This is a genomic window from Streptomyces sp. NPDC003691 (assembly GCF_053981115.1).
In genome coordinates this window covers 1-5,393 of sequence record NZ_JBSFNQ010000186.1, presented here as the reverse complement: position 1 = coordinate 5,393, position 5,393 = coordinate 1, and the positions used below count along the sequence as shown (strand labels likewise).

The following is a 5,393-nucleotide window of genomic DNA, read 5'->3' as shown; positions in this document are numbered from 1 at the left end:
AGGCCCTCCGGGCTTTCCCTTCGGTCTTGCGTTTCCAACCTTACCAGATCCTTTTCCCGTTCCGTTTCCGGTCCGGACTTTCAGATCCAGCGGCCCGTTGGACTGGCCTTTTGTCTTTCGACTTTTGCCTTTCGGCTGCTCCGACTTTATCAGAGATTCTGAGTCGGATTTTCCGGCTCCGCAGGAGATCCGGTTCCGTTCGGCGCGCAGCCGTCAGGGGGTTCTCGTTCGGGCGGAGACGTCAACGTACTGGAGCGGGGCGCCCCGATGCAAATCGAGGCGCCCCGCTCCATGAAGTACGACGTCAGGCCGGTGAAGGCAGGGGCGTCAGACCTCGACCACAACCGGAAGGATCATCGGGCGACGGCGGTAGGTGTCGGAGACCCAGCGGCCGACGGTACGGCGGACCAGCTGCTGGAGCTGGTGGGGTTCCGCCACTCCGTCCGAGGCCGACTTGGCGATGGCCTCCTCGATCTTGGGGATCACCGCACTGAACACCGCGTCGTCGATACCGGAGCCCCTGGCCTGGACATGGGGGCCGCCGACGACCTTGCCGGTGGTGGCGTCGACCACGACGAAGACGGAGATGAAGCCCTCGTCGCCGAGGATCCGGCGGTCCTTGAGGGACGCCTCCGTGACATCGCCGACCGAGAGGCCGTCCACATACACATAACCGGCCTGGACCTTGCCCACGATGCGGGCCCGGCCGTCGACGAGGTCGACGACCACGCCGTCCTCGGCGATCACGATGTGGTCCTTGGGCACTCCGGTGAGAGCGCCCAGCTCGGCGTTGGCGCGCAGATGGCGCCATTCGCCGTGCACCGGCATCAGGTTCTTCGGGCGGCAGATGTTGTAGAAGTACAGCAGCTCGCCGGCCGAGGCGTGGCCCGAGACATGGACCTTCGCATTGCCCTTGTGGACGACGTTCGCGCCCCAGCGGGTCAGGCCGTTGATCACGCGGTAGACCGCGTTCTCGTTGCCCGGGATCAGCGAGGACGCCAGGATCACCGTGTCGCCCTGGACGATCCGGATCTGGTGGTCGCGGTTGGCCATCCGGGAGAGGGCGGCCATCGGCTCGCCCTGGGAACCGGTGCAGACCAGGACGACCTGGTGGTCCGGCAGGTCGTCGAGGCTCTTGACGTCCACGACCAGCCCCGGCGGGATCCGCAGATAGCCCAGGTCACGGGCGATGCCCATATTCCGGACCATCGAGCGCCCGACGAAGGCGACCCGCCTGCCGTAGGCGTGCGCCGCGTCCAGGATCTGCTGGATGCGGTGCACATGGCTGGCGAAGCTGGCGACGATGATGCGCTTCTGGGCACCGGCGAAGACCTGGCGCAGCACATTGGAGATATCGCGCTCGGGCGGGACGAAGCCGGGAACCTCGGCATTGGTGGAGTCGGAGAGGAGGAGGTCGATGCCCTCCTCGCTGAGCCGGGCGAAGGCGTGCAGATCCGTGAGCCGGCCGTCCAGCGGCAGCTGGTCCATCTTGAAGTCGCCGGTGTGGACGACCATGCCCGCGGGGGTGCGGATGGCGACGGCCAGCGCGTCCGGGATGGAGTGGTTGACCGCGATGAACTCGCAGTCGAAGGGGCCGACGCGCTCGCGCTGTCCCTCGGTGACCTCCAGCGTGTAGGGCCGGATCCGGTGTTCCTGGAGCTTGGCCTCGATCAGGGCGAGGGTCAGCTTGGAACCGATCAGCGGGATGTCCGGCTTCAGCCGCAGCAGGAAGGGGACACCGCCGATGTGGTCCTCGTGGCCGTGCGTGAGCACGATCCCCTCGACATCGTCGAGGCGGTCCCGGATGGTGGTGAAGTCGGGCAGGATGAGGTCGATACCGGGCTGCTCCTCCTCGGGGAAGAGGACGCCGCAGTCGACGATGAGCAGACGGCCGTCGAACTCGAAGACGGTCATGTTCCGGCCGATTTCGCCGAGGCCGCCGAGCGGGGTGACCCGGAGGCCGCCCTTCGGGAGCTTCGGCGGGCGGCCGAGTTCGGGATGCGGATGACTCAAAAGACTCTCCTCACCATGCATGCCGGCCTCCCCCGCAGGAGGGGCGGGCGTGCATGAGCTTCGTGCACGTGCTGTGTCGTACATATGCAGTTGTCGGGTCTTGCCAGGTCCGGGGTCAGAGCTGGACGCCTCCGGCCGCGAGGTCGGCCTTCAGCTGCGCGGTCTCTTCGGGGGTCAGCTCGACCAGGGGAAGTCGAAGGGGGCCGGCGGGCAGGCCCTGGAGGGCGAGTGCCGCCTTGGTGGTGATCACACCCTGGGTACGGAACATTCCGGTGAAGACCGGAAGGAGCCGCTGGTGGATCTCGGTGGCCTTCTGGACATCACCGCTGAGGTGCGCGTCGAGCAGGGCGCACAGCTCCGGGGTGACGACATGGCCCACGACGGAGACGAATCCGACCGCGCCGACCGAGAGCAGGGGCAGGTTGAGCATGTCGTCGCCGGAGTACCAGGCGAGACCGGAGCGGGCGATGGCCCAGCTCGCCCGGCCGAGGTCGCCCTTGGCGTCCTTGTTGGCGACGATCCGGGGATGCTCGGAGAGCCGTACCAGGGTCTCGGTGTCGATGGGGACGCCGCTGCGGCCGGGGATGTCGTAGAGCATCACGGGCAGCTCGGTGGCGTCGGCGACGGCGGAGAAGTGCCGGAACAGGCCCTCCTGCGGGGGCTTGTTGTAGTACGGGGTGACGGCGAGCAGGCCGTGGGCGCCGGCGCGTTCCGCGGCGCGGGCGAGCTCCAGGGTGTGGCGGGTGTCGTTGGTGCCGATACCGGCGACGATCCGGGCCCGGTCCCCGACGGCCTCCAGGACGGCTCGCAGGAGCCGGTCTTTCTCCGCGTCGCTGGTGGTGGGCGACTCGCCGGTGGTGCCGCTGACGATCAGACCGTCGTTGCCTGCGTCCACCAGATGGGCCGCCAGGCGCTGGGCGCCGTCGACGTCGAGTGCGCCGTCCGGGGTGAACGGCGTGACCATGGCGGTGAGGACCCGCCCGAAGGGGGTCTGCGGAGTGGGGATCGGAGCCATGGGTAACACGCTACTCGCTGCTCAGTGCGGTGTGGCCCTTGAGGGGACGTGACGTACGACGTGCCATGCGGAGCCCGGCACTGCCTGCTCGGGGGTTCAAGCAGTGCCGGGTCCGTTTGATCAGCCTAGATGAACTTCATGAAACACCGCAATGCGGACATTCCACCCGGAGAATCCGTACATCTGTACCGCCGGATGCCGCGGGGGGACGGGCCCTCCGCCGGCCGGGGCGGACGGCTCAGGGCGCGATACGCCCGTTGGCGTTGAACGCCGCGTGCGTCAGCGGCATCAGCTCCGCCCACCGGCGCTCCATCTGCTCGCCGACCATCTCGATCTCGCGCTGCGGGAAGGACGGGACCTTCGCCTGCTCGTGCTGGGTGCGCAGACCGAGGAAGTGCATCAGGGAGCGGGCGTTGCAGGTGGCGTACATGGAGGAGAAGAGGCCCACCGGCAGGACCGAACGGGCGACCTCGCGGGCGATGCCCGCGCCCAGCATCTCCTGGTACGTCTCGTACGAGCGGCGGTAGGAGTCCTCCATCGCCTCCGAGACGATCTTGTGCTGCTCGGGGCTGCCGTCGATGAAGACGTACTTCCCCGGGCGGCCCTCCTGGACCAGCTTGCGGTCCTGGCCGGGTACGTAGAAGACCGGGTCGAGCTCCCGGTAGCGGCCGGACTCCTCGTTGTAGGACCAGCCCACACGGTGCCGCATGAACTCCCGGAAGACCAGGATCGGGGCGCTGATGAAGAAGGTCATCGAGTTGTGCTCGAACGGGCTGCCGTGCCGGTCGCGCATCAGATAGTTGATGAGCCCCTTGGACCGCTCGGGGTCCTTCTTGAGCTCGTCCAGGGACTGCTCTCCGGCCGTGGAGACCCGGGCGGCCCACAGGACGTCGGAGTCCGCGGCGGAGTGCTTGACCAGCTCGACGGTGACATCACTGCGGAAGGTGGGGGTCGCGGATTCGGCGGGGGTGTCGGTCACCTGGAGGCGTCCTCTCCTCGGGTGGGGGTGGGGGCGGCATCCACCTTAGTCCACCCCCGCGGGCCCTCTCCTTCACGCTTCGCTGATGTTTTCCGGACCGATTCGCACGGATCCGGCACCGAATCGGCGTTCCGTACGTCTCTCTGGGTAACAGCGCTTCCGGCCGCCGCTCCGGCCCGGCCGGGCGCAGCCGAACCAGCAGACCCGGCAGCACTCAGCTGCACTCGACTGCACTCATCCAAGGAGCGTGATCCGATGTTCCGCCGGCGGGAAGCCGTCCCGTTCTCGTTCGTGGCCGAGGCCACCCGGGCCGACGAGGAGGCCGAGCGCTTCCGCAGTAACGTCACTCCACCGCCTCGCGAGCGCCCCACGGTGTCCCAGCTCACCGGTCGTACGCTGATCGGGCTGAGCATCGTCGCCGGGCTGGTGGGCTCCCTGCTGTTCGGCGTCCCCGCGCTGGAGTCCGGCAGCTCTCCGGAGACCGCGCAGCAGAGTGAGGCGGCCGAGCGCCGGTGACTCGCACGGCCCCCTGGGGTAGTCGGCCCCGGAGTGCCTCGGTAGCCTCACCCGTCACAGCCCCCACAATTCGAGTGTGCTGGTGAGTGGAGAACAGTCGTGCCCCTGACCTTTCTGACGGCCGACCGGGCGTTCGGCGCCGAGGCGGAGAACTCCGCGGACATCGCCCTGCCCTTCGACGATCACGACCAGTGGCGGCGGCCCTACCGGCCCGGCCCCTGGCGGGTGGGGGCCGCGGCGCTGCTCCTGCTGCTGACGTCGTTCGTGATGATCGCGGCGGTGATCGTCGCGGCCGCCGGTGCCATGTCCGCGGCCGGTCTCTGCCTCTCCCTGGGGCTGGTAATGATCGCCCTGGCCCTGCGGCTGCTGCGGGCAGGCGTCTGGGTGAGCCGGCACGGGCTGCGCCGGGTCGGCTTCTTCACCACCACCACGGTCCGCTGGGCGGATGTGACCCGGGTCCAGACGGTCCAGCAGCCGGTGCGCTGGCTGGGGCTGCCCCGGACCGTCCAGGGGCAGGCCCTGCACCTGGACCGCAGCGGCCGCAGCGAGGCGGTGGAGCTGCTGACCGACCACAGCGCGGACTTCCTCTCCCGGGTGGAGGCGTTCGACCGCGCCGCGGACACCGTGGAGGCCTGGGCGGCGGAGTACGGGACGGCCGGTACTGCCGGAACGGCACGCTGAACCGTTCCGGCGGGCGTCGCCGCGGCGCGTGCGGCACGGCCGTACGGAGAAACCGCACGGAGAACACGACAGAACCGCGCCGGACCCGACGGGTCCTTACGCCACAGAAATGCTGGCGCTGACCGTGCGCGCCGAGGCGGCGCAGGGGCGGCTGCGGGTCGTCTACGAGGCCGGGATGCGCATCGGCAC

The 5,393-nt window shown here is 69.0% G+C and carries 5 protein-coding genes; 2 read left to right on the top strand and 3 right to left on the bottom strand.

Translation table 11 applies throughout. The features are described 5' to 3' along the window. Positions 1-327: 327 nt before the first annotated feature. From ACWDR0_RS34445 to thyX, 3 genes are all read right to left on the bottom strand, one after another. Entirely contained in the window at positions 328-2,013 is a 1,686-nt protein-coding gene (locus ACWDR0_RS34445) for a ribonuclease J (protein ID WP_456355778.1), read from the bottom strand. A 115-nt stretch (positions 2,014-2,128) separates the two neighbouring features. Further along, positions 2,129-3,028 (bottom strand): 4-hydroxy-tetrahydrodipicolinate synthase, encoded by a 900-nt coding sequence (gene dapA / locus ACWDR0_RS34440; RefSeq protein WP_456355777.1) that lies wholly within the window; start codon positions 3,026-3,028, stop codon positions 2,129-2,131. A 238-nt stretch (positions 3,029-3,266) separates the two neighbouring features. Then, the gene (gene thyX / locus ACWDR0_RS34435; protein WP_456355776.1) at positions 3,267-4,007 is read right to left on the bottom strand and encodes an FAD-dependent thymidylate synthase; all 741 of its coding nucleotides are present in this window, start codon (positions 4,005-4,007) and stop codon (positions 3,267-3,269) included. 255 nt (positions 4,008-4,262) lie between these two features. Between thyX and ACWDR0_RS34430 the strand changes: the two genes are divergently transcribed. Beyond that, complete coding sequence (locus ACWDR0_RS34430) at positions 4,263-4,523, top strand: hypothetical protein (protein ID WP_456355775.1); 261 nt, start codon at positions 4,263-4,265, stop codon at positions 4,521-4,523. 99 nt (positions 4,524-4,622) lie between these two features. Further along, positions 4,623-5,204, top strand: coding sequence for a hypothetical protein (locus tag ACWDR0_RS34425; protein ID WP_456355774.1), 582 nt, complete (start codon positions 4,623-4,625; stop codon positions 5,202-5,204). Positions 5,205-5,393: the final 189 nt, after the last annotated feature.